The organism is Rhodococcus sp. P4_E4 (assembly GCF_056401575.1).
On the sequence record NZ_JBFUJB010000028.1, the window covers coordinates 1 to 21,448 of the forward strand.

A 21,448-nucleotide genomic window follows, 5' to 3' on the forward strand; every position below is an offset into this window, starting at 1 on the left:
TCGGTCGGGTACCAATGTTGCTGCTGGTCAGACGATCACGTACACGGTGACCGGTGCGAACACGGGTAACACGACCCTTGATCCGGTGGTGTTGACCGATGATCTGTCGAAGGTTCTCGACAACGCCGCGTTGGTGGACGGTTCGCTCAAGGCGACGGTCGACGGTGTCGACGCGACTGCTCCGACCCTCGAGGGTACCACGCTCTCCTGGACGGGTGCACTCGAGGCCGGTAAGTCGGTTGTTCTGACCTATCAGGTGAAGGTCAACGACGGTGTTGCCGGCGGGGTTCTGGTCAACAACAAGGTCACCGGTACTGCGAAGCCGCCGACCGGTCCGGAGATCACTCCTCCGCCGGTGACGACCGAACACCCGGTTGATGGCACTCCCGCAATCGAGGTACTGAAGTCCTCTGACCCGTCCACCACGAACCGTGTGGTTGGCGGCCAGGAGATCACGTACACGCTCACGTTCAAGAATGTGGGCACCGCGGATGGTGAGATCAGCTTCTACGACGATCTGACTGATGTTCTCGACGATGCAGTAATGACGAAGAATCCGGCTACTACTTCCACGCTGGTTGTTTCGGGTGTCGTCGACAACGTCTTCACGGTCACCGGAAAGCTGGCCAAGGGTGAGAGCGCGACGGTGACGTACACCGTCAAGGTCAATCCTGAGATCGGAACGTTGTCAGGTCCCGGATTCACTCCGGGCGTCCTGAACAACTACCTGGTGGTTGGTGGCGAGAACCCGCCGGTGGACTGTGTTCCGGGCGACGCTCTCTGCACCGAACACCCGGTGGACCCGCCGGAGACCACCACCACGGTGCCTCCGACGACCACAACCACGACGCCGCCGGTTACGACGGAGCCCTGTGTTCCTCCGACGACGACCACGCGGATGGTTCCGACCACAACGGTTGCGACGACGACGGCTAGCGCGACCACTGCCGGTGACGCTGATGTGACCGGTACGGAGGAATCCACCACCACGGAGGAGACCACCACAGAGGAGACCACGACAGAAGAAGTTGTCGCGGAGGAGATTGTGGATCCGTGTGGCGTGACGACAACGACGCCGCCGACGACAACGCCGCCGGTCACGACAGTTCCGCCGACCACGACGGTTCCGAACACGACGGTGCCGGTTACACCGACGATCATCATTCCCCCGATCGTCGTTGTGCCTCCGATCGTCGTACCGCCGACGGTTCCGGGTCAGCCGGTTCCGAGCACGGTTCCGGGACAGCTGAAGCCGCCGACAGCAAACCCGGGTCAGCCGGGTCAGCCGAAGCCGCCGACGTCTGCTCCTCAGGGTGGAACGATCAACTCGGGTGGTGGCGCTGGTGAGAGTGGCGTGAACACCGGGTTGCTCGCGGCAGGCGGTTTGGTTCTGCTGCTGGCGCTGGGAACGGGTGTTGTTCTCCTGACGCGTAAGCGTCGCGAGGATGGTGACAACTGATTCTCTTGAGAATCTGAGGTAAACGACGTGGGGCAGATCGCAGAGTATGCGATCTGGGGCCAATGGGATGCGGGGCTTTCGATGCTGGCGTCGTCGGTCTCGCCGGGGTGCTGGACGCAGACGATGACGCGCTTCTCGTCCACGATGGGGCCGCAGGTTTCGGCGCCGACGGGAACGGTGAGGAACTGCTTTGTCTCACCGCGGTTTTCGCCTTCGAGGACAACGCTGAACAGTCCGTCGTTGGACTTGAGTGCGTTGCCGTCGGTGGAGATCCACAGATTGCCGTGCGGGTCGAAGGCAAGGTTGTCCGGGCATGAGATGGGGCTGACCTTGCTCTTGTCGAACCCGCCGAAGTAAGTATCGGCTGTGGCCGGATCTCCGCAGACGAGAAGAAGATTCCAGCCGAAGGTGGTGCCGGCGTGGTCATCGGTGATTTCGAGGACCTGGCCGTTCTTGTTGTTGTTCCTCGGGTTCGCCTCGTCGGCCACGGCGCCACCGTCGACTCCGCGCTTGGTGTTGTTGGTCAGTGCGACGTAAACCTTGCCGCTCTTCGGGTTTGCCTCGAAGTCCTCGGGGCGGTCCATCTTCGTTGCCCCGACCTTGTCACCGGCCTGGCGGGTGAAGACGGCGACCTCTTCGGCGCTCATACCGTCTACCAGCGATTCGCCCTTGCCGTCTTCGCCGGTGCGCAGGATGGCTACCCACTCGCCGGTTCCGTCGAACGTGCCGTCCGACGGGAGCTTGCCGGTTCCGTCGATCTCGCCGGCGGAGTTTCCGCTGAGCTTTGCAACGTACAGTGTTCCGGCGTCGAGCAGAGTCATGTTGTGGCGCATGGCTGCCTGACTCTTGCCGTCCTGCATCTTTCGGCTCGAAACGAACTTGTACATGTAGTCGAAGCGCTCGTCGTCGCCGCTGTAGGCGACGACGGTACCGTCCGACGTGATGTAAATGGTGGCGGCTTCGTGCTTGAAACGTCCGAGCGCTGTGTGCTTGATCGGAGTCGACGACGGATCCCAGGGATCGATCTCGACGACGTATCCGAATCGGTTGACCTCGTTGGGTTCTGCGACCAGATCGAACCGCTTGTCGAAGCGTTCCCACTTGCGCTCGGAAGCGGCTCCGGCCAGACCGTAGCGCTTCAGCCGGGCTGCCACCGTGGGATCGGTGACACCCTCGGCGTTCGCGAAGTACTGGTTGAAGTTCTCTTCGCCGGAAAGCACTGTGCCCCAGGGTGTGACGCCGCCAGCGCAATTGTTGAGGGTGCCGAGCACTTTGGTTCCCGTGGGATCGGCACTCGTCTTGAGGAAGTCGCTACCTGCAGCGGGGCCGGTCACGACAAACTCCGTGGTTCCGGTGATGCGGCGGTTGTTCGATCCGATCTCCGGTACCAGCTTGCCGTTGTCGGATTCGCCCTTGACCTGGACGACCGACAGTCCGTGGCTGGCCAGGCCGATCTTGAACTGCTCCTCGGTCGGGTTCTCCGCATCGTAGCCGCGGAACATCGCCGGCTCGGTGGAGTATTCGTGATTGACCACGAGGAGGTAGGTGTTGGGCTGCCCGTCGACCGGGAGCAATCCGGCGAAGTCGTTGTTGAATCCGAACTGCAGTTCCTGTGCTGCCGCAGTCTGCTTGTCGAAGTCGAATGCCGGGGCTCCGGCGAGAACGGCGTCACCCCAACGGATGACGACGGCCTGATCGTATCCGTCAGGGACGGTGACCTTGTCTTCCTTGTTGGGCGCGACGGCGTCGAAGTTCGTCCCCGCTGGTGTGGTTCCGCCGCTGCTGCCGCTCGTCGAACCGGTTCCCGGTTCCGCACTTGCGGATTCGTCCGAACATGCGACGAGGGCGCTGCCTGCTCCCACCGCGAGGACTGCCATGCCGCTGCCCCGGAGCATGCCGCGACGAGTCAGTGCCGTGCGTGCGATATCGCGGAAGTATTCGCCGCCCGAGGTGTTGGGGACCTCATGAGAGCACGCGTTTCCGCACTTGTACTGGCAGGTGATCGACGCGCGTGCAGACACGCCGTCGTGTTTGACGAACAAGGCCAAAGGCTTGATAGCCACCGTGAACTCCCGAGATTCGATGTACGGACTTCGGGAACCGTAGAAGCTCTAAGCGAGGGTAAAGGAACGTAAAAATGAACGGCAAAACAACGAGGCGACCCTTACCTGCAATTTACGACGCGTCCCCGCGGGGACGTCGCATGACATTTGTCATCGCCGATCCATGACGGTGTCACCGCAGGTGATGACGCTGTGCACTGTTTTCGTCGCGGACTTCCCGCGAGGCTTGGAGGCATGAGAGAACCACATGAGGGAAGCCTCCTGACGGACCTGATGGACATCGGACCCGCACCCACGATGGGCCGCGAACTTGTTGTGATCGTGGTGAACATCGCGATCATCGGAGGGGTGTTCGCGATCATCGGCTCCAATCCGGTGTCCTGGATTCTTGTTGCCGCTCTCGCGGTCTACGCGGGCATTCGATTCACGATCGGACTGCGCAGCTGGAACCGAGAGGAGGCGCAGCGATGAAGGGCGATCCCGTGATCGACGTAGTCGGAATGTCGCGGCGCTACGGCTCCGGCAAGGAGGCGTTCGATGCTGTTCGCAATCTGGATCTGAGTGTTCAGGAAGGCGAGCTGTTCGGCCTCCTCGGAACAAACGGTGCCGGCAAGACATCCACTCTCGAAGTGATTCAGGGCCTTTCACGAGCCAGCGCCGGTACGGTGCGCGTTCTGGGAATGGATCCGGTGCGCAACCGCAAGCAGATTCGACCGTCGCTTGGCATCATGCTCCAGAAGGGTGGGCTTCCCCAAGACCTGACTGCTCGTGAGAGTTTGGCGATGTGGGCCGGAACGTGCTCGAATCCGCTTCCCGTCGACGAGGTGCTCGAGCGCGTGGACATGCGTGACCGTGGCGATACCCGCGTGAAGTTCCTCTCGGGCGGTGAAGCGCGCCGACTGGATCTGGCGTGCGCGATCATCGGCCGGCCACTCGTACTGTTCCTCGACGAACCGACTACTGGTTTGGATCCCGAAAGTCGTCGTAACACTTGGCAATTGATCGCTGACTTGAAAGCGTCGGGCGTCACCATCATGTTGACGACGCACTACCTGGACGAAGCTGAATCCTTGTGCGACCAATTGGCGATCATGCACCGTGGATCGGTCGTGCGCAGCGGAACCGTGGCGGACGTCGTCGCAGATCATCCCGCCCAGATCAAACTGCACCGCCCAGGTCTTCCGCTCCCAGCGCTGGCCGGCGCCGAGGTGCGCGTCGAAAATGATCTGGTGCTGATCACCACTCGCACCGTCCAGGAGACGCTGACGGAACTGCTGCTGTGGGCGCAGCACAATGATGTCTTGCTGACCGGCTTGGATGCCCGAGCGGCGTCCCTGGAGACAGTATTCCTCTCCATTGCAGACCAATTCGATCATCACGCAACTCTCGAAGGAGCGTCGGCATGAACCGCATAGCAACCCTGTCTCGTTCGGAGTTCACGCTCCTGGGACGAAATCGACTGTTGCTCTTCAATGCAATCGTCCTCCCGCTGATCTTTCCCGTGGGAATGCTGTACCTGTCGCGAGACGGCGGGCTGTCGGACAAGTCGGTGTCCGCAGGCCTCGAGGTATTTGCGCTCTTCCTTCTCGTCTTCGTGGTCTTCTACAACTTGCTGTCGGTGTACGCGACGCGCCGTGACGAGTTGGTTCTCAAGCGACTACGGACCGGGGAATGCAGCGACGCCGAGATCCTGGCGGGCCCGGCAGTGCCGTCGTGGGTTCTCACCGCCCTGTTGACGGTGGTCATCGGGATCGCCGTGATGGTTCTCGGCGGCAGTGCTCCGGTCAATCCGGTGCTGGTGCTGGTCGCGGTGATCGGCGGCGCCGCGCTCTTCACAGCGCTGGCGTTGATCACTTCGGCTGTCACTCGGAACGCAGAGGCGGCGCAGATCACCTGCATGCCGATTCTGATTCTGGCGACGGCAGGTATGTCTTCGATCAGGAATGTCGTGCCGGACAACGTTGCTCGCATTCTCGATTTCACTCCGCTGGCCGCAGTAGTCGACCATCTCAATCTCGGATGGCTGGGGCGGACCACTGGCGAACTGGCTGATCTGGGCGATTCGCCCGGTGCGGCGGCCGGATTTGTCGACACCTTCGGTTCGGCTGGGCAACCGCTGTTGGTCATGCTGGCGTGGATCGTCGGTTCGGTTCTGATCGCGAACGTCCACTTCCGCTGGGAACCGCGTTCGTAGAACTCTGAGAAGGTAGTGGGCATGATCGCGCAGAACTTCGGACGCTGGAATCCGAGACGGACGTGGCGAACCGCGTCGAACGTCGACAAGGTTCGCCTCTACACGCGGCAATCGTTCATCATGGTCGCAGTGGTTTTCGGTGGCTTCGGTGCGGTCACCGAGATCGTTGCGGATCGGTACCTGTCGGGTGTCTTCCTCGGGATCAGTGCCGTTGCGTGCGCCATCGCCGTCTCTCGGATGTCAGATCTGGGCGGAGTCGTGGCCAAGCCCGTCCAGATTCCTCTTGCCGTGATGACATTGTCCGCGTTCTGCTCGGCGGGAATCGCCTTGGGAAGCAATGGCGAGAACGGCCCGTATTTCTGGTTGGCGGCAATCCTTGTCGTGCCCCTTGCGGGGTTGACGTCGTTGCGCTGGCTGATCGTGGGCTCGGTGGCCGCCGGGGTTGTACTGGGACTGCTTGCGGGTCCGGAAAGCGGCGTGTCCGTCGGAATCGTCGCCGCCTTCATGGGGCTGACCGTTTACATGTCGGTGTGGCTGCTTCGCATGGTCACCGAATTGGACGAGGCTCGCGGAGCTGCCGCTGCCCTGTCCGTCGCCGAGGAGCGGTTGCGATTTTCGCGCGATCTCCATGACGTCGTCGGGCGTGCGCTGTCTGCAATTGCGGTGAAAAGTGAACTTGCAGCGACTCTTTCACGGCGCGGTGACGATCGTGCAGCCGCGCAGATGGACGAAGTACGCGAACTTGCGCAAGATTCTCTCGACGAAGCGCGCGAGTTGGTTCGGGGATACCGGTCCATCGCCTTGGCATCCGAGTTGGCCGGTGCGCAGTCTCTGCTCGAGGCCGCCGGAATCTCCACCGCGATACGTGGATCGGCAGATCAACTGCCGGTGGAACTGGCCGAAGCCGCTGCCTGGGTCGTCCGTGAAGGCGTGACCAACATTCTCCGGCACTCCAGTGCCGAGAATTGCAGCATCGAGGTGTTCGCGGACGGCATCGTGATTGCCAACGACGGCGCACGGATCGCAGAGCCGAACAACGGAACCGGCCTGAACGGATTGCGCGAGCGCGTCGGCGCCGTCGGAGGAACTGTCGAAACCGTGCAGGACGAAGATCGCTTCACCCTCACCGCCCACTTTCCGTCCCGAACGAAGGAGTCTCGGTGACCGAGCCGATCAAGGTACTGCTGGCCGACGACGAGAACCTGATCCGCTCGGCTCTGGCCATGATGTTGTCGCTCGAGGACGACATCGTTGTCGTGGCAGAAGCCGAATCCGGCGAGGATGCCGTGATCGCTGCTGCAAAGCATCGACCTCACGTAGCAGTGCTCGACCTTCAGATGGCGGGTATCGACGGCATCGAGACGGCGCAGCAGATTGCGCAGACGGTCTCGGGGTGCGTCTCGATCATCGTGACGAGCCACGGGCGTCCCGGGTACTTGAAGAAGGCACTGTCAGCAGGTGTCCGCGGGTTTCTACCGAAGACGACGCCTGCGGCGACGCTCGCCGAGGTGGTCCGCAGCGTCCATGCCGGCGGGAGGTACGTCGACCCGTCGTTGGCTGCCGAGGCGATCGGCGCCGGCGACTCACCGCTTACTCCGCGCGAGGCGGACGTACTCGAATACGCGGCCGACGGGGCATCCATCGAGCAGATCGCTTCCCGGGCACACCTGTCTGCGGGTACCACCCGAAACTATTTGTCGTCAGCTGTCACGAAACTCGGTGCGGCCAATCGGCACGAAGCTGCAGTGATCGCTCGTCGGCAGGGGTGGATTTAGGGCCTCCGGCCCCCGTGCGCCTTTCTGGTTGCGGGCACTACCAAAAAGGCGCACAGGGCCGAAGGCCCTGCGATGTCGAGAATCCCCGACTTGCTTCGTCCCTGTAGTGAAGTGCGACCAGAATGGGTGGCACCGACACAGAGGAGATTCACGATGGCCAAGTACTTGCTGCTCAAGCACTACCGCGGCGCTCCGGCTGCAGTCAACGACGTGCCGATGGACCAGTGGACACCGGAAGAGATCACGGCCCACGTGAAGTACATGCAGGACTTCGCGGATCGGCTCGAGAAGGCGGGCGAGTTCGTCGACGGTCAGGCTCTCGCTCCTGAGGGCACCTTTGTCCGGTACGACGGTGAGGGTCGCCCGCCGGTCACCGACGGCCCGTTCGCGGAAACCAAAGACCTCATTGCCGGCTGGATGGTGATCGACGTCGACAACTACGACCGAGCCGTCGAATTGGCCGGGGAGCTCTCGGCCGCGCCCGGCGCAGGCGGGAAGCCGATTCACGAATGGCTCGAACTGCGCCCGTTCCTGACCGAGCCGCCGACCATCACGGACTGACGACTCTCATGGACGACGCGCTGCTTCGACGTCTGACTCCGAGCGTGCTCGGCATCCTCGTCCGCCGCGGAGCAGATTTCGCGTCGGCCGAGGACGCCGTGCAAGACGCTCTGCTCGAGGCGGTGAGGGCCTGGCCGGACAACCCGCCGCGGGACCCCAAGGGCTGGCTGGTCACAGTGGCCTGGCGGCGGTTCCTCGACGGGATCCGGTCGGATGCGGCTCGTCGCAAGCGGGAGTTTCTGGTTGACGAGCAGCCAGGCGAGCGGCCGGTCAGCGGGTCGGTGCCGGGCGTGGACGACACACTCCAGCTCTACTTTCTGTGCGCTCACCCGTCGTTGACGCCGTCGTCCGCCGTTGCACTCACGCTGCGCGCTGTCGGCGGGCTGACCACTCGCCAGATTGCGCAGGCCTACCTGGTGCCTGAGGCGACGATGGCTCAGCGCATCAGCCGAGCCAAGCGCACGGTCTCCGGCGTCCGGTTCGAGCAACCCGGCGATGTCGCCACCGTTCTACGTGTCCTTTATCTGGTCTTCAACGAGGGGTACTCCGGCGACGTCGACCTGGCTGCCGAGGCCATCAGGCTCACCCGGCAGCTCGCCGCTGCGATCGATCATCCCGAGGTGGCGGGGTTGCTCGCTCTGATGCTGCTTCATCACGCTCGCCGCGCCGCGCGCACTGCCGCAGACGGCAGCCTGGTTCCGCTTGCCGAGCAGGACCGCGGACGGTGGGACACCGAGACGATCGCGGAAGGGGTCGTGATCCTTCAGGGAGCCCTCGCTCGCGACCGATTGGGCGAGTTCCAAGCCCAGGCCGCGATTGCCGCACTTCATGCCGACGCTCTCACAGCAGACGAGACCGATTGGGTGCAGATCGTGGAGTGGTACGACGAACTCGCAGCCCTGACCGACAGCCCGATCGTCCGGCTCAACCGAGTGGTGGCGGTCGGCGAGGCGGACGGGCCACGCGCCGGCTTGGCAGCTCTTGCAGCGCTGGACGATTCACTTCCACGCCATGCCGCAGTCGAGGCCTATCTCCGTGAACGCGACGGAGACGTGGAGACGGCGGCGAGGTTGTATGCCGATGCAGCGCACAAGGCATCCAACCTCGCCGAACGTGACCATCTGATGCTTCAGGCGTCGAGGATCAACGCCCGTCGATCTCTGAAGCGTCCTGGGTCAGAGAACCTGTGACAGGAACGCCTGCAGTCGATCGGTCTCGGGATCGTCGAAAAGCTGTTCCGGAGTACCGGTTTCGACAACGGCGCCGCGGTCCATGAAGAGCACCTTGTCGGAAACGGAACGCGCGAAGCCCATTTCGTGCGTCACGACGACCATGGTCATACCGGACTTCGCGAGATCGGCCATCAACGCCAGAACACCCTTGACCAGTTCGGGGTCGAGAGCTGACGTCGCCTCGTCGAAGAACATGACCTCGGGCTTCATCGCCAAGGCGCGGGCAATGGCGACGCGCTGCTGCTGACCACCGGAAAGGTTGCCGGGCCGCGAGTCCGCCTTCTCCTTGAGCCCCACCAGATCCAGCTGCTCGAGCGCGAGCGCCCGAGCTTGTTCCTTGGACAACCCCTTGAGCTTGTTCGGCCCGAGCGCGATGTTCTCGGCGACGGTCTTGTGTGGGAACAGGTTGAAGTGCTGGAACACCATGCCGATTCGCTGGCGAAGCTCGTCGGGGTTGTCCTTCAAGACGGACTTCCCGTCGAGCAGCACGTCACCCTGCTCAGGCTCGTGCAGACGGTTCAGCACGCGCAGGAGCGTCGACTTGCCCGAACCGGAGGGCCCGATGACGGTGACGGTGTTTCCGGCGTCGACGTGCAGGTTGACGCCGCGAAGCACCTTGTTTGTGCCGAAGGACAGATGCAGGTCCTTGCCGGTGAGCGATACGGACTTCAGTTCAGAGCTGGTGGTCATGTCCTCAGCCCCTTTCCACGACGATGGCCTGCTCGAGCGGATCCAACGTGCCTGAAGTGTCGGCGCGTCCGGTCCGGAGTCGGTTGTCGATGTAGTTGACGAGGTGCGTCAGCGGGATGGTCAGAGCAAGGTAGAACAAGCCTGCCGCAACGAGCGGGGACAGGCTGCCGGTCTGGGCGTTGAGATCACGTCCGACGGCAAAGAGCTCCCGCTGGGTGACGAGGAGACCGAGGAAGTAGATCAGCGACGAGTCCTTGATCAACGAGATGAACTGGTTCATCAACGCCGGCAGAACGCGTCGTACACCCTGCGGGATGACGACCAGCGACATGGACTTGCGGTAGCTGAAGCCGAGGGCACGTGAAGCCTCGAGCTGCCCGGACTCGACGCTCTGGATACCGGATCTGAAGATCTCACCGATGTACGCCGACGCGAGCAGTGACAGCGCCGCGACACCGAGCCAGTACGGATTGCTTCCGGTGATTCCCTTGACGATCGGTCCGACGCCGAGCCCGATGATCAAGATGATGACGACGGCGGGCAGGCCACGGAAGATGTCGGTGTAGACGCGGGCGGGCCAACGCAGCCAACGGGTTCGCGAGATACCGGCGACAGCGAGCAGCATGCCGAGGATCGTGCCGATGATGCCAGACGCGAGCGCAAGGATCAGGGTGTTGGGAAGACCGGTCTTGAGGAGATCGGGGAATGCCTTCTTGTACAGATCCCAGTCGAAGAACGTGTCCTTGAGCTGTTCGAGCGTCGACTTCGGTTGGTACGACGCAGTATCGCCACCGTCACCGTTTGCTGCGTTTTCCGCGGCAATGGCTGCGAAGTCGGGCAGTTCCGGAGTGGCCGCGGCCTTGGATCCGGGCTTCCAGCCTTCAGGGAGTTGGCGCGGTACCCAGTCGGCGTACAGCTGAGACCAGGTTCCGTCGTCGATGACTGCGTCGAGGCCGGAGTTGAGGGCGTCGATCAGCGGCTGGTTCTCCTTGTTCACCGCCCAGCCGACGAAGTTGTTGACCGAGAAGGTGTTCTGGATGATCGAGGTCGGATCACCCGGAGCGATTGCGCCTTCGGCCTGCTGAGACGGAGCTACCCAGGCGTCGATCTGTCCGGACTTGAGGTTCGCGTACGCCGTGGCGTAGTCGGGAAACTTCACGGGATCGAGCTTGAGCGTGTTCACGACGTAGTCGTCCTGCACGGTTCCCTGCACGACGCCGATGCGCTTTGATGCGTCCAGGTCTCCGAAGCCGGTGATCGGGCTGCCGTTAGGCACGACGAGGGAGAAGTATCCGAAGTCGTAACCGTTGGTGAAGCCGACGGTGTTGCGACGGTCGTCTGTGGTGGTGATGGACGACGAGCCGACGTCGAAGCGTCGACCGGCAACCTGGGCGAGGAGCCCGGCGAACTCGGTGCCGACGAACTCGACCTTCAGGCCCAGCTTGTCCGCGACGGCCTTCAGCAGCTCGTTGTCGTATCCGGTGTACTGATTCTCGGAGTTGACGCAGATGCTCGGGGGCGCGTCACCGAGCGTGCCGACCGTGATGACCCCGGGTTTGATCAAGTTCAGCTTCGAGGTGTCGATCCGATCGACCGGGGTGACGGTGGCCGTGGTGTAGCGGTCTTCGGCGCCCGCACCCGCTGCCGCATCCAGATTGGTGGGCGCCGCGGTTGCGGCTCCCACTCCTGGAGGTGCACACAGGTCTGTGGGGGCTGCCGACGAATCCGAGCCACTCGAGCACGATGACAGAGTCAACGCCAGGAGGGCAGTGAGGAGCAGTGCCACCACCAGGCGGATCTTCGCTGCGACGGAAGAAAACATGCGAGCAGCGTAAACCTAAGGGTAGCCATTTCTCCGTGTAGAACTGTTGACAGTTTTCGGACAAGCGGCCGCTGCGCTGCGGGCATGCCTTCAAATCAGCGTGATTTTAAGTATCGCCAGGTCGGAGAAACCCGTCTCGAAGAGAACGGAGTTACCGAACCGGTGCGAGTTCGACGCTCGCCGGAGGTACCAGGCGGCGCAGTGTCCCGTCGAAGCCGGTGACGTAGAGCGCCCGGCCGTCGCCGTCCCGGCCGATACGCACTGAACTCGGCCCGGTCCACCCACCCGACAGACCCGAAGCGACGACGCAGGACTTCCCGGTCTCGGGATCTACACGATAGATCGCGCCCTCGAGGTGAGCAGCGACGTAGAGCATCCCATCCCGCGACATGGTCAGATCGTCGAGACCGGGTACCGGGCTCGGGACGGTTGCGACAACGGCCCACGCATCAGGGGTATCCACAGGGACTCGAATGATCTGACCTGTGAACAGATCATCGGTGTACACGGCTCGATGATCCGGACTGAGCGCGAGCCCCTCCGAACGTGGCACTGCGGCCCAATTGGGTACGACGGTTCGGGAGTCATGTTGATAGCGCGACACGCCCTTCGACTGGCCGCCCTCCGTTCCGACCCACGTCGTCAGAAGATCGCCGTCAGGTAGGCGGAGCAAGCCGTTGCCCGCGAAGTCGGCGGGCGCGGACAGCTGATCCGTCGTGGTGTCCAGGTGCCACAGCTTGCCGTCCTGTCTGGTGAGGAAGGACAGCCTCGAACCGTCGAGCTGCAAACCGCCAGGAGCAGCCATGCCGTCGAGGACGGTTCGTACCTGTCCTTCGGCGTCGACGTGATAGATCTTCGACTCGCCGGAGAGGTAGAACCCGCCGTTGTCATCGGTCTCGAGGTTCTCAAGCTGTTCCAACCCTTGGGCTACGGTCTCGACCTGCCAATCGCCGCACATCGGCGCGGTTGTCCAGGTGGCCTTCGCCGGCGTCGCCGCGGCAGCGGTCCCGGCTGCGATTGCCGCGACAGCGGTCCCGGCTGCGATTGCCGCGACGATCAACAACGCCCGAGTTCGGTTGCGTGATAGCCCCATTGCGCACAACTTACGGCAAATCGGACCAATATCAAACGGTCTGGTCGGTATAGCCGACGCCCAGGGGGTCGCTCCAGGTGGTCCACACGTCTGGCCCGAGTTCGATCTCGGCTGTGGTGAGTAGACACGCGTCGAGTTCTCGGTGCAGTCGAGATGGGTCGATGGATTGGCCGATGAAGACGAGTTCTTGTCGGCAGTCACCGACAGGTTCTTCCCACTTGTCGAGGATTCCGTCGCGACGGTAGTCGTCGGCCGGCCACTCGTCACGGGGTAGAAACTTCCACCAACGGCCGACGTATCCGTGGCGAATGAGATGACCGGCCTGAGAAATACTCCCGATCTCGGTGAACCGGCCGGCATTCCAGTAGTAGCCCTTGGCCCGAAGTAACTTTCCGTTGGTCCACTCGCTGCTCAGGAAATCATGCAGGCGTTGTGGGTGGAAGGGCGCGCGCTCGCGGTACACCACCGAACCGATTCCGTACTCCTCGGTTTCGGGGGTGTGTTCACCTTGGAGTTCTTGTAGCCATCCAGGGGCCTGAGCAGCTTTCTCGAGCGAGAACAAGCCGGTATCGAGAATCGTGTCGAGTGGGATACGGCCGAGAGTCATCGGAACTATCGCAGCAGTTGCGTTCAAAGATCTTAGGACCGAAGTCAATTCGACCAGGTGCTGGTGCGAGACGAGATCGGCCTTGCTCACCAGGATGACGTCGGCAAACTCGATCTGATCGACAAGCAGATCCGCGATGTCGCGTTCATCTTCCGGGGCATCGGCTTCGACGCGACCTCCAGCCGTGTAGTCGCGCAGAAAACTGTTGCCGTCGACGACTGTGACCATGGTGTCGAGTCGGGCGACGTCGGCCAGGGCATGGCCGTCGGTATCGATGAAGGTGAACGTCTCCGCGACGGGCAGCGGTTCGGAGATGCCCGAAGATTCGATGAGAAGGTAGTCGAATCGGCCATCGGCGGCCAAGGCGCTTATCTCGGAAAGAAGATCCTCTCGCAGAGTGCAGCAGATGCAGCCGTTGGTCATCTCGACCAGTTTCTCCTCGGAGCGACTGAGCGAGATCTCACGCTCGACTTCTGCACTGTCGATGTTGATTTTGCTCATGTCGTTGACGATCACCGCAACCCGGCGGCCCTCCCGATTGCGCAGGATCTCGTTGAGTAGCGTCGTCTTCCCGGCGCCCAGGAAACCTGACAGCACCGTGACCGGAAGTCGTGTGTCGACCATGATTTCCAGTGTCCTTCCGAATGAGTGAATCGTTGTGATCAGGCCGCAGGCTCGAGGTAACCCTCGAAGAGGTCGACAACGACGCTTCCGCCGTCGGTGTCGCTGCCGAACAATTCCTCCGCAGCGAACGTCACGTGGTAGGTGGGTTCTTCGCCGGCGTCGTTGCGGCCGTGACCGATTGCGTCGGGGAACGGCCACTTCTCGGTGGTCCGGTGAGCGATGGTCCCCACCCGTCCTCGGCAGTAAGCAGGCATTCGAATATGCCCGGGAACGTATTCGTCTCGCACACGTACTCGCTGACCGACCTCGAAGGTGGTTGTGTCGACGCGAGCGGGTCGGCCTTCGGATTCGCTGGGCCGGGAGAGTGGGAACGGTCCTCCCGCAAGGCTTTCGAGCTCTTCCTGCGTCAGGATTCCCTTTTCGACCATCAGCGCCGCGACGCCGATGACGTACCGCTCGTAGTACGGGGTCATCATGTAGTGGCGGGGCTCCATCCGCTCGACGACGTATCGAACTTCGTCGACGCTGAAGGCCCCGAGTTCGGCGACACCGGCGAACATCAGGCTGTACGGCAGGTGTTCCCACTCGGCGTGGAAGGTGGGGCCGATGTCGGCGTTGACGGTATGCGGGACTTTGCCGAAGCCTTGAACTCCGGCAAGATCGTGTACTCCATCCATGGTGTGCTTCTTTCTTGTCGGGGTGGTCAGACGGTGGGGACCTGCGGGACTGCGACGCCGATCAGGCAGTCCTTGGTGACGATTTCCTGCAGTTGTTCCCGGCTCCAGCCTTCGGTTCCTGCGGGACGTTGCGGTAGGACCATGTACCGAGTTTCGGCGGTGGTGTCGTAGACGCGGATCTCGACGTCCGACGCGATCTCGGTTCCCATCTCGGAGAGAACCTTCCGTGGCTCGCGGACCACGCGTGCACGGTATTCGAAACTCTTGTACCAGGTCGGCGGCAGACCGAGGATGGGCCACGCGGTGCATGAACACAGCGAGCACACGATCACGTTCTTGAGGGTCGGGGTGTCTTCGACTGCCACGATGTATTCGCCCTGGGGGCCCAGATATCCGTACTGGGCAACCGCGGCGGTACCGTCGGTGAGAAGCAGTTGCCGGAAATCGGGGTCGGTCCAAGCCCGCGCGACCAATTCCGCTCCGCGCCTTGGACTGAAGTCCTCCTCGAAGGTCTTCTTCCATCCCTCGACGTAACCGTCGGGTACCAATCCCTTACCGTCGAGTGCGCGGAACAGGGCCCACGCGCGATCGGAGACCGGCGCCTGGGCCGGTGCGGCGTTCTCCGTTGTGTGGTCGATCGTTACTGACATCTGGTTCACCTTTTCTATGCGGGCTGATCATGTGTGAATCGGAGGAATTTTTTGTGCAAGTGCGGATACAGGACTAGGTGAGGCTGAGTTGTGGTGCAGAGTCGGAGATGTGGTCGGCAGGCGTCGGAAACGCGCCGCGAAGCTTTTCGAATGCGCGCCCGACTCGGAGGACCGTCGCATCGTCGAAGGTCTTGCCGGTGATCATCATTCCGACCGGAAGCCCGTTTACCAGGCCGGCCGGAACGGACAGGGACGGATGTCCGGTCACGTCGAATGGTGCCGTGTTGGCGATCATCCCGAGAGCCTTCGTGATGAAGGTTGCACGATCCACGTCCTTCGCCGGCAATTCGGATGCGACGTAGGGCAGTGTGGGCATCACCAGGACGTCGAATTGTCTCAAGGCAGTGTCGTAGGCGGCGCGGGCGAGCGGTACGAGGTTCCGGGCTTTGCCGTAGCTCGCGCCGCCGAGGGTGGTGATGCCGTGGTGGCCGGTCAGGGCCACTAGTTTGACGGTTTCGGACAGAGCGTCGGCGTGCTGAATGCGTCGAGAAGCAAAGTGTGCCATCAGTTCCGGATCGTACAAACCTTCGGCGTTCATGCCGTATCCGTTGCCGTCCAACATCTGGTAGGCACCACCGTCCGTGGCGATCACGTTCCAGATGTGGAAAGCATGCAGGTGCCACGGGATGTTTACTTCCTCTACCGTGCAACCGATTTCGGTCAGACTGTGTGCCGCTGCGCGGACTGCGTCGTCGACCTCGGGCTGTGAGACCGCGTGCCCGAAACCTTCTCGAACGATCCCGATTCGCAGACCATCCACATCGGAGTCGAGGGTGGACAGATAGTCACCTGCTTCGACGCTGTCGGCTTGGCGTGGGTCGTTACCGTCGCGACCGGCGATGACCGAGAGCATCAGTGCGGCTTCGTGGACCGTGCGTGTGATCGGGCCGAGATGGTCGATTGTCCGCTCGATGGGAAATGCGCCGGTATACGGGACGAGCCCGAACGTCGGCTTGTGTCCGACGACGCCGCAGAATGCCGCCGGGATCCGGATCGATCCGCCTTGATCCCCGCCGATGGCAAAATCGACGTCACCGTTTGCAACGAGAGCTGCACTGCCACCGGATGATCCACCTGCTTCACGCTGTGGGTCCCATGGATTGCGGACCGGTCCGCTTGCCGGTGTGAAGCTCGAACCGGAGAAACACAGGTCCTCACACACAGCTTTGCCTGCGACGGTTGCACCGGCCGCCAGTAGTCGAGTGACCACAGTCGCGTCGCGAGACGGAGTGAATCCCTCTACCGTCCGAGATCCGTTCATCATCGGAACTCCGGCCACGGTCACGTTGTCCTTGATCGCCACGCGTCGGCCGGTCAGGACGCCGTCCGACGTCGGCGGGATGCTTGTGTTCACATACCAAGCGCTCAAGGGGTTTTCGTTCGCAGTTGGCACCACATGCTCGCGTGACGTGGTCGGCGGGGTTGCCTCGTCGGCGTACAACTGGTCGACGACGTCGTAGGAGCCCAGTGCTCCGTCGATCAGTGCCGGCCACTCGAGCCGGGCTGATTGGTCGAGAGTGATGCCGTAATGCCTTGCAGCGGTGTCTATTGCATTGTCGTCAGGTCGGATTGTCGCCATGAGAAGTGTGCTCCTGATGTGATCGGCTTCACTTGTCTTTCAGACTAGGGCCGGATCAGTAATTGCGTCAATAGGTATCGACATATTGACTCGTTAAGTTCGGGTTACGCGCGCTCAGAGAGAGCGGGGGTACAGACGCCCATGGCGTGATTCAGCGATCAGGATCGGGCGATGCAGTGGAACGCCGGTGTCCGTCGAGCTTTTCGACGTTGTGACAAGCTGCCGAAGTACTGTTTCCGGATCGCCCGCCGACGTTCGTTCGACTGCGCGTGCGTAAGCGACGATCGCTTCGTACGTTGTCTCCGACAGGGAACTGAGCGGAGGCAGGAGTTCGTTCGAGCTTGCGCTGTATCGCTTTTCGAGGTCGTGCTCGCCGGCTGCGGATTGAAAGTAGCCGAATGCCGCCCAGACTCCGTCGGCATCGGAATTGCCGATGAGCTGCTGAGTGGCCTCGTCGAGGACCAGCGCGAACGTCCGCGTGGTGGCCCGCAGTCCGTGCTGGGCGCATTGCCGTTCGAAGAAGACCTCGTCATGGCCCACCAGGGTGGAAAGAATCAGTTCCGCCCCGGAGTCGACTATCGACTCGATGATCCGTGAGAAGTCGGTTGTTCCCAACGGTACGTAGACTTCGCCGGCCACCGAACCTGTGGATTCGGCGATCACACGCCGAGCCGCCCAATGTGCTCCGAACGACCACGAATACTGCTGACCGACCAGGAACCAAGTGCGAGAACCGGTATCGGACATCATTGCGGGTATGCCCGCTCGCGTCTGGTCGAGTGGCCGCTCACCCAATCGAAGGATCCCCGGACGCGATCGACCTCCTTCGTTGAGAACTGTGTGTACCAACAACACACCGGTGTTTTGCAACGCAGATGCGGCGGCGTTGAAGGTCGACGACGTCACGCACGCAAAAATGGCGCGACATCCGCTTTTCACCAATCGCAGTGCGGTCGCCGCTCCGGCCGCCGAGTCGGAAGCGTCATCGCCGATCACCAAGTCGACGAGAACGCCGCCGACACCGCCGTCTGCATTGATCTCTTCCACCGCCAGGGCAGCGAGTGTTTCTGTGGCCTGGGCGAATACAGCCGCCGAGCCGGATTTGCTGACCAGCAGTCCGATCCGATGTCGGTCGGAGCGCGGAGGTTCGGGTGGAGCGAATCCGCGCTTGTTGGCAAGCCAGGAAATGCCGTCCTGATCGAGGCTGGACTCGAGAACGAGTCGGGTGCCGGTGCCGTCGGGAAAGAACCGGATCGTCAGACGGCCGCGCCACGGTTGGTGGTGCACGATCACGACCGAGCGGCCCCGCTTCACGCCGGCGACGTACCCCAACAGAGTGATCGGCATTCCGGCTACATCTGCGCGTGCGCCGTCGCCGACGGGAAGGGAGATGGCGACGGCGGCCCCGACCGTCAGTTGCTCACATTCGAGTTCGAGCAGTTGCCCCGTTTCGAAGCGCTCGAAGGCTGACCCTGGCGGGTCCGTCGTCACGATCTGTGCCGTTACGGAGAGACCTGGCACGTTCTACTTCCTGCCTGAAATAGATGCTGGGGCTCAAACAGGGCCTCAAGCCCGGCGACGCACCGAAGCCGCGTCGGAATCCTCAGTCGCCGTGGTCGGCAACTCGGAGGCGTTCGAACCTGCTTCCAGCGCTCGCCCGAGGACGTCGCGCAGGAACTGGAGTGCATCGTTGGCGGGCCCAGACGGATCGATCGAAAACAAGCGATGACGTCCTTGACGGCGTTCGACGATAACTCCGGACAGCCGCAGCGCCTTGAGATGTGTGGATACCGTGGTGCGACCGACCGTCGAAATTTGATCGCTGATGAAGCCTGCGTTGCATTCGCCGTGGGTAGCCAGAGTGTCGAGAATCTGTCGGCGCACCTGGTCGGCCAGCACAGCAAACGCCAACTCTTCGTTTCTTTGAGTAGTCACTGTGTGCTGTCCGCGCTTCCTCGATGGCCTCTACTGAGATATGTCGACACTCGTCAACATATCTCGAGTTGCCTCCGAGGGAAAGAACGTGGCCGAAGATTTCCGGCGGCTTCGGTCAGTGCGCGGCGATGGCCACCGCGTCGCGCAGCATCCCGGTCCCGGGATGGCAGTTGATGTACTCGTACAGCTGATCGGCGGCATCGAATACCGAGACCTCATGGTAGAGACGTAATTTCGACAGGCCCTCGGCCACCCGGAAGAACGTCGTGAAGATCCGCAGATGGGTCGGGTGGGATTCCGACCACCGCTCGAGTTGGTCGAGTGAGGCCCAGTGACCGATGTTGTAGCTCAGGTCGAGGAAGTTTCCGTCGATGTCGATATTGCGTACGAAACGGTTGCTGTAGCACCCGACGGCCGGGCCGTTGTCGCGGAGGAAGTCCATGCCCGATTGAAGAGTGGGCAGGATTTCGTCGAGGTAGAGGCTGCGCTCGTCTGCTTCCGCGTCGGCCCAGTCCTGCCCGGATCTGATCAGTGCGATGTTGTCGTGTCCCCGCACTACTACGCGTCCACCTGCGGCGGGGTCACCGGCGACGACCCGTAGTTCGCCCGAGGCCTGCATCCAGTCGGTCTGAGAGATCGGAAAGCGCTCGCGCATCGAACCCCAGTAGCCGTGCTCGTTGATCTCGCCGCTGACACCGTCCATGACGGCTCCCACTCCGGGGAGATCGTCCTGGAACGCGTAGAGCGTCTCGAATTGTTCGGCTCTCGGTGCCACGATCTCCCGGAAGAACCCCAATCCGTCGGACAAGCGGTCCTCGGACTCCCACCAGGAGGCCACCGGAGCTGATGTGCTCCAACGATGTTGGGAAGAAACATCTTTCCAGTACCCGACCACGATCAGATTCTCGTAGCCCTGGTTGTCGATGTGGTGGGTCAGATCGTGGTGTGCCGGTCCGTCCGGCAAGTTGAAGCCGGCGACGATATCCCGCATTGCCTGCAGTGCTGCCGAGCGCTGACCCTCGCCGCGGAACTGCACGCCGAGATAGCCCATCGCGACCTGGTGCAATGTGTCGTCCGCACGCCCGACCCACATGGGAAATGGTGGCGAATAGGTATCCGGAACGCGCCTGGTCAGCGTGCGCGGGCATTGAAGATGTTCACCGATTGCAGATTCCATGAGTGCTCCCTGTGATGTAGGTGGTCGGATCGGGTGCCTGGCACTTGGCAACGCCGTGCCGAAAATCTACGCCCGCGAGGCCGAGCAAACTTGGCCGTCAGCGCCCGATACTTGGCCTACCGCGCCGAGAATTGTGGATAGGCGTCGGCGACAGAACGTTTTGAACATCATGTTGAATAGGTAAGTGTCCGAGGATGTTACAGATCAGCGAGCAGTACTTGTGGGGGCCACTGCTTGCGACCGGTATTGCCGCGGGCTGATCCCGAACTCCGCCTTGAATGCGCGACTGAAGGCGGCCAGGTCGGTGAATCCCCAGCGGTGAGAAATCTGGGTCAGCGACCGCTCTATGCTGTGGCGTTGCACGATCTCACGACGGCAACCGTCGAGTCGACGGCTGCGAATCGAACGCGACACCGTTGTGCCGTGTTCGGCGAAGGCTCGGTGCAACTGGCGAATGGAGACTTTGACTGATCCCGCGATGTCCACCGGTGACAGGGCCGGGTCAGCGATGCGGGCGTCTATGGCCGACAGAGCGGATTCGTACAGGCCAGTTCGCCGGGAGACGATCGGACGCGCGGTTGCGTGAAGAACCGACTTGACCAGGCTGCCGATCTCGTTGACGACTTCCTCCTCGTCTCCGCTCGCGTCGGACGTCATGCGGACGGAGGCAAGATCGTGAAGAAAGCGACCCAGCAGGCCACTCAGGCCCGAGTGTCCGTCGAAGGCAATGGCTGTCAAGCTCGTGACCTCCGCGTCGCTGAGGGACAGGTATGACCGTGGCCAGGTGAACACCTCGAGTCCCCAGATGCCGTCGTGTGCGTGTCCCTCGATCTGCCAATCGAAGGGGCGCGTGGTGTCGTACAGGACGTAGTCGCCACGTCGCAGGACGCATGCGCGGTCGTCTTGCCGCACTACCGCGCTACCGCGGCGGATCATTCCGATTTGCAGATAGTCCGCACCGTCACTCTTGATCAGGCTGCTGCTACGGACTATTCGTTGTTCCATCGATTGAACTGCGGACACCCGAACGTGTGCGAGTTGGGCCGAGTGCACGGCCCCGCTGAATCCATCGCCGTCTTCGATATCGGATACGTCGAGCGCGACAAAATGCTCACGCAATAAATCTGCCCAGTCGCCCGTGAGAGTCGTGCGGGTGGGCAGGGAGAAGCCGGATCGCGCGAGCATTGCAGGGCGCCTCCTCGCAGAAAAGCCGAAGTTCTCGGGTGCTCGATGTTCAGAGAGTAATCCCG

At 62.2% G+C, this 21,448-nt stretch carries 19 protein-coding genes and 1 pseudogene; 8 read left to right on the top strand and 12 right to left on the bottom strand.

Annotation, left to right across the window (positions count from 1 at the left end; genetic code table 11):
- On the top strand, positions 1-1,459 hold a 1,459-nt coding region (locus AC1DVN_RS27420; RefSeq protein ID WP_477994465.1), incomplete at its 5' end, for a DUF7927 domain-containing protein.
- Between the two features lie 56 nt (positions 1,460-1,515).
- Here the strand turns inward: AC1DVN_RS27420 and AC1DVN_RS27425 are convergent.
- Positions 1,516-3,522: pseudogene (locus AC1DVN_RS27425) on the bottom strand (PhoX family protein); the annotation flags it as partial.
- 234 nt (positions 3,523-3,756) lie between these two features.
- Between AC1DVN_RS27425 and AC1DVN_RS27430 the strand changes: the two are divergent.
- The 7 genes from AC1DVN_RS27430 (at position 3,757) to AC1DVN_RS27460 (ending at position 9,242) form a co-directional block, all read left to right on the top strand.
- Positions 3,757-3,993 carry a hypothetical protein gene (locus tag AC1DVN_RS27430; RefSeq protein WP_019746144.1) on the top strand — a complete coding sequence of 79 codons (237 nt, stop codon included), beginning with the start codon at positions 3,757-3,759 and terminating at the stop codon, positions 3,991-3,993.
- Positions 3,990-4,928, top strand: a complete 939-nt coding sequence (locus AC1DVN_RS27435) for an ABC transporter ATP-binding protein (RefSeq protein ID WP_019746143.1) — start codon at positions 3,990-3,992, stop codon at positions 4,926-4,928. Before AC1DVN_RS27430 ends, AC1DVN_RS27435 begins: the two co-directional genes overlap by 4 nt.
- On the top strand, positions 4,925-5,716 hold the full coding sequence (locus AC1DVN_RS27440; protein WP_477994467.1) for an ABC transporter permease: 792 nt from the start codon (positions 4,925-4,927) through the stop codon (positions 5,714-5,716). The genes AC1DVN_RS27435 and AC1DVN_RS27440 overlap by 4 nt, the downstream gene beginning before the upstream one ends.
- A gap of 21 nt (positions 5,717-5,737) precedes the next feature.
- On the top strand, positions 5,738-6,880 hold the full coding sequence (locus AC1DVN_RS27445; RefSeq protein ID WP_477994469.1) for a sensor histidine kinase: 1,143 nt from the start codon (positions 5,738-5,740) through the stop codon (positions 6,878-6,880).
- Positions 6,877-7,491 (top strand): response regulator transcription factor, encoded by a 615-nt coding sequence (locus AC1DVN_RS27450; protein ID WP_322742249.1) that lies wholly within the window; start codon positions 6,877-6,879, stop codon positions 7,489-7,491. The genes AC1DVN_RS27445 and AC1DVN_RS27450 overlap by 4 nt, the downstream gene beginning before the upstream one ends.
- 153 nt (positions 7,492-7,644) lie before the next feature.
- Positions 7,645-8,052: a YciI family protein gene (locus AC1DVN_RS27455; RefSeq protein WP_021346141.1), complete on the top strand. Its 408-nt coding sequence runs from the start codon at positions 7,645-7,647 to the stop codon at positions 8,050-8,052.
- Between the two features lie 8 nt (positions 8,053-8,060).
- A complete protein-coding gene (locus AC1DVN_RS27460) occupies positions 8,061-9,242 on the top strand; it encodes an RNA polymerase sigma factor (RefSeq protein WP_182261762.1) in 1,182 nt (393 codons plus the stop codon).
- Here the strand turns inward: AC1DVN_RS27460 and AC1DVN_RS27465 are convergent.
- The 11 genes from AC1DVN_RS27465 to AC1DVN_RS27515 form a co-directional block, all read right to left on the bottom strand.
- A complete protein-coding gene (locus AC1DVN_RS27465) occupies positions 9,228-9,974 on the bottom strand; it encodes an amino acid ABC transporter ATP-binding protein (RefSeq protein ID WP_020909781.1) in 747 nt (248 codons plus the stop codon). The genes AC1DVN_RS27460 and AC1DVN_RS27465 overlap by 15 nt on opposite strands.
- A gap of 4 nt (positions 9,975-9,978) precedes the next feature.
- Complete coding sequence (locus AC1DVN_RS27470; protein ID WP_041815445.1) at positions 9,979-11,796, bottom strand: ABC transporter substrate-binding protein/permease; 1,818 nt, start codon at positions 11,794-11,796, stop codon at positions 9,979-9,981.
- A 151-nt stretch (positions 11,797-11,947) separates the two neighbouring features.
- On the bottom strand, positions 11,948-12,889 hold the full coding sequence (locus AC1DVN_RS27475; protein WP_477994474.1) for an SMP-30/gluconolactonase/LRE family protein: 942 nt from the start codon (positions 12,887-12,889) through the stop codon (positions 11,948-11,950).
- 31 nt (positions 12,890-12,920) lie between these two features.
- Positions 12,921-14,120: a GTP-binding protein gene (locus tag AC1DVN_RS27480; RefSeq protein WP_477994476.1), complete on the bottom strand. Its 1,200-nt coding sequence runs from the start codon at positions 14,118-14,120 to the stop codon at positions 12,921-12,923.
- A gap of 38 nt (positions 14,121-14,158) precedes the next feature.
- Positions 14,159-14,797, bottom strand: a complete 639-nt coding sequence (nthB, locus tag AC1DVN_RS27485; protein ID WP_003946075.1) for a nitrile hydratase subunit beta — start codon at positions 14,795-14,797, stop codon at positions 14,159-14,161.
- A 26-nt stretch (positions 14,798-14,823) separates the two neighbouring features.
- Positions 14,824-15,447, bottom strand: a complete 624-nt coding sequence (gene nthA / locus AC1DVN_RS27490; RefSeq protein WP_042953455.1) for a nitrile hydratase subunit alpha — start codon at positions 15,445-15,447, stop codon at positions 14,824-14,826.
- Positions 15,448-15,520: 73 nt separating this feature from the next.
- Entirely contained in the window at positions 15,521-17,086 is a 1,566-nt protein-coding gene (locus AC1DVN_RS27495) for an amidase (protein ID WP_477994480.1), read from the bottom strand.
- 114 nt (positions 17,087-17,200) lie between these two features.
- Positions 17,201-18,607, bottom strand: a complete 1,407-nt coding sequence (locus AC1DVN_RS27500) for a substrate-binding protein (RefSeq protein WP_047889983.1) — start codon at positions 18,605-18,607, stop codon at positions 17,201-17,203.
- A 45-nt stretch (positions 18,608-18,652) separates the two neighbouring features.
- Positions 18,653-19,021, bottom strand: coding sequence for an ArsR/SmtB family transcription factor (locus tag AC1DVN_RS27505; protein ID WP_020909773.1), 369 nt, complete (start codon positions 19,019-19,021; stop codon positions 18,653-18,655).
- A 115-nt stretch (positions 19,022-19,136) separates the two neighbouring features.
- Positions 19,137-20,198: an aliphatic aldoxime dehydratase gene (oxdA, locus tag AC1DVN_RS27510; protein WP_477994483.1), complete on the bottom strand. Its 1,062-nt coding sequence runs from the start codon at positions 20,196-20,198 to the stop codon at positions 19,137-19,139.
- 204 nt (positions 20,199-20,402) lie between these two features.
- Positions 20,403-21,383, bottom strand: coding sequence for a helix-turn-helix domain-containing protein (locus tag AC1DVN_RS27515; protein ID WP_477994485.1), 981 nt, complete (start codon positions 21,381-21,383; stop codon positions 20,403-20,405).
- Between the last annotated feature and the right edge of the window lie 65 nt (positions 21,384-21,448).

Coding starts and splice junctions, on each gene's coding strand:
- AC1DVN_RS27465 (WP_020909781.1), bottom strand. CDS start 9,974: ATGACCACCAGCTCTGAACTGAAGTCCGTATCGCTCACCGGCAAGGAC.
- AC1DVN_RS27445 (WP_477994469.1), top strand. CDS start 5,738: ATGATCGCGCAGAACTTCGGACGCTGGAATCCGAGACGGACGTGGCGA.
- AC1DVN_RS27480 (WP_477994476.1), bottom strand. CDS start 14,120: ATGGTCGACACACGACTTCCGGTCACGGTGCTGTCAGGTTTCCTGGGC.
- nthA (WP_042953455.1), bottom strand. CDS start 15,447: ATGTCAGTAACGATCGACCACACAACGGAGAACGCCGCACCGGCCCAG.
- AC1DVN_RS27475 (WP_477994474.1), bottom strand. CDS start 12,889: ATGGGGCTATCACGCAACCGAACTCGGGCGTTGTTGATCGTCGCGGCA.
- AC1DVN_RS27495 (WP_477994480.1), bottom strand. CDS start 17,086: ATGGCGACAATCCGACCTGACGACAATGCAATAGACACCGCTGCAAGG.
- AC1DVN_RS27430 (WP_019746144.1), top strand. CDS start 3,757: ATGAGAGAACCACATGAGGGAAGCCTCCTGACGGACCTGATGGACATC.
- AC1DVN_RS27515 (WP_477994485.1), bottom strand. CDS start 21,383: ATGCTCGCGCGATCCGGCTTCTCCCTGCCCACCCGCACGACTCTCACG.
- AC1DVN_RS27460 (WP_182261762.1), top strand. CDS start 8,061: ATGGACGACGCGCTGCTTCGACGTCTGACTCCGAGCGTGCTCGGCATC.
- AC1DVN_RS27435 (WP_019746143.1), top strand. CDS start 3,990: ATGAAGGGCGATCCCGTGATCGACGTAGTCGGAATGTCGCGGCGCTAC.
- nthB (WP_003946075.1), bottom strand. CDS start 14,797: ATGGATGGAGTACACGATCTTGCCGGAGTTCAAGGCTTCGGCAAAGTC.
- AC1DVN_RS27470 (WP_041815445.1), bottom strand. CDS start 11,796: ATGTTTTCTTCCGTCGCAGCGAAGATCCGCCTGGTGGTGGCACTGCTC.
- oxdA (WP_477994483.1), bottom strand. CDS start 20,198: ATGGAATCTGCAATCGGTGAACATCTTCAATGCCCGCGCACGCTGACC.
- AC1DVN_RS27455 (WP_021346141.1), top strand. CDS start 7,645: ATGGCCAAGTACTTGCTGCTCAAGCACTACCGCGGCGCTCCGGCTGCA.
- AC1DVN_RS27440 (WP_477994467.1), top strand. CDS start 4,925: ATGAACCGCATAGCAACCCTGTCTCGTTCGGAGTTCACGCTCCTGGGA.